Annotated in this window: 1 protein-coding gene; it reads right to left on the bottom strand. The window is 63.6% G+C overall.

All coding sequences use genetic code 11. From position 1 onward, the window contains the following. Positions 1-475 precede the first annotated feature (475 nt). Positions 476-1,528, bottom strand: coding sequence for an IS110 family RNA-guided transposase (locus AC5Y5W_RS24860; protein ID WP_500011328.1), 1,053 nt, complete (start codon positions 1,526-1,528; stop codon positions 476-478). Between the last annotated feature and the right edge of the window lie 91 nt (positions 1,529-1,619).

Genomic DNA, 1,619 nt, shown 5'->3' with positions numbered 1-1,619 from the left:
TCCTTATCTGTGTTGAGGACCCCCGTAAAGATGGGATCCGTTGGTCATTTCTTGTTGGTTCGTTCCGGAGGCCCAGGTGTATGCGCGGTGGACCGCAGCCGGGGTCGAGGTGGAGCGCCCGCAGCGCAGCGAGGACGAACGACCTCGAGGCCGGTGAGGATCCACCGCATACTGTGGTAGGGCCGAAACGAAACCAAAGACGTTGTTGTTCAAGTCATCTGCTGCCTCCCGTGACTATGAACGTTGTTTGAAAGACGCGTCGCGCGTGCCGGCGCCCAGCCTTATCTGGGTCCACGGACATAGTCCGGCGACATGATGATTGATGGGGTGCCCGACGCGCGGGCCCGCCGAAGAGGTGCGGCCGCTCAATCTTTCCGGGAAGTCCACCCAACGATGGGGTGGCGACAGGAGTCTCAAGGGAGCTGGCCGCAGGCATCAGCTCAGATACGGGCATGGCAAGCGCGCAACACATCATTTAGGCGGCCGCCTCCTCACGTTCGGGCAGGGGCAGCGTCAGGGCGGCATCACCGAGCACGCGCAGCGTGTGATAGCAGCGGCGCAGGAGTTTGCGCTCCACGGCCAGGGTCGGGTTCTTACCGTTGTGGCCGTCACGTTTAGCCGCCAGCTTGTGGTAGTAGCCGTAGTCGGGAGAACTGCGTCGGGTCGCGCATTTGGCCGTCTCAAAGGCGGCCCACCGCAAAACCGGTGAGCCCTGGCGCGACAGATGCCCCGGCGAGCGCTTGTCATCAGACGAGTAAACGGTGACATCGAGTCCGGCAAACCGGATCAGCTGATCGGAGCTGCAAAACCGCCGGGCATCACCGATCTCAGCCCAGATGATCGCCGCGCACAACCAGCCGATGCCGTAGTGACGCTGCAGCGCCTGGCAGCCCTGCTGACGCTTGGCGAAGTTCGCCAATTGGGCTCGCAGCGGATCGATCTCGGCAGTCAACTCATCAATGCGCCGCAATGCCGTGTCCACGTACTGCCGACCGATCGGCGAGAGCTCGGCGCTGGCCAACGCCTGGCGGCCCGCCTTCGACAACAGCGCCCGAACCGGTGGACAACCCTGATGGAACAGCTGGGCGTGGATACGCTGCTGCCAGGCCCGCCGCTCATCCATCAAAGTGCAGTACAACCGCCCCAACGTGCGGATCTCCAGCACATGCGTCGGCGGGACCCACGACTCGGGGAACCGGCCCTGCAACAACAGCGTGCGCAACAGCCGGGCATCAGCGCGGTCGGTCTTGGCGCGCTTCTTACGACCCCGCGCCGCAGCGACCTCGGCCGGATCTCCCAGATGCACCCCTAGGCCCGCGGCCGCCAATTCCTCGCTGATATACCGCCACCCGGTGCAGCCCTCTAACGCGAACTCCGCTTCTCCATCCCGGCAACGCTCCGCCAACCAGCTCCGCAACGTTTGCCGCGTCGCCGGACAGATCCGACCCCAACGCACCAGACCGTCATCGTCCACATAATCGAACGTGATCTGCTTCCGGTGCACGTCCAACCCGCCTACCATAGTCATTGGGACCTCCTCGATAGCTCCCGAAATTCTTCTGACGCCCATATCAACGAGCGTCCGAGCCGAGGAGGTCCCCATCACATGTCATCTTTCG

The organism is Mycobacterium sp. NGS51 (genome assembly GCF_059812525.1).
This window is presented reverse-complemented; position numbering and strand designations above follow the sequence as displayed.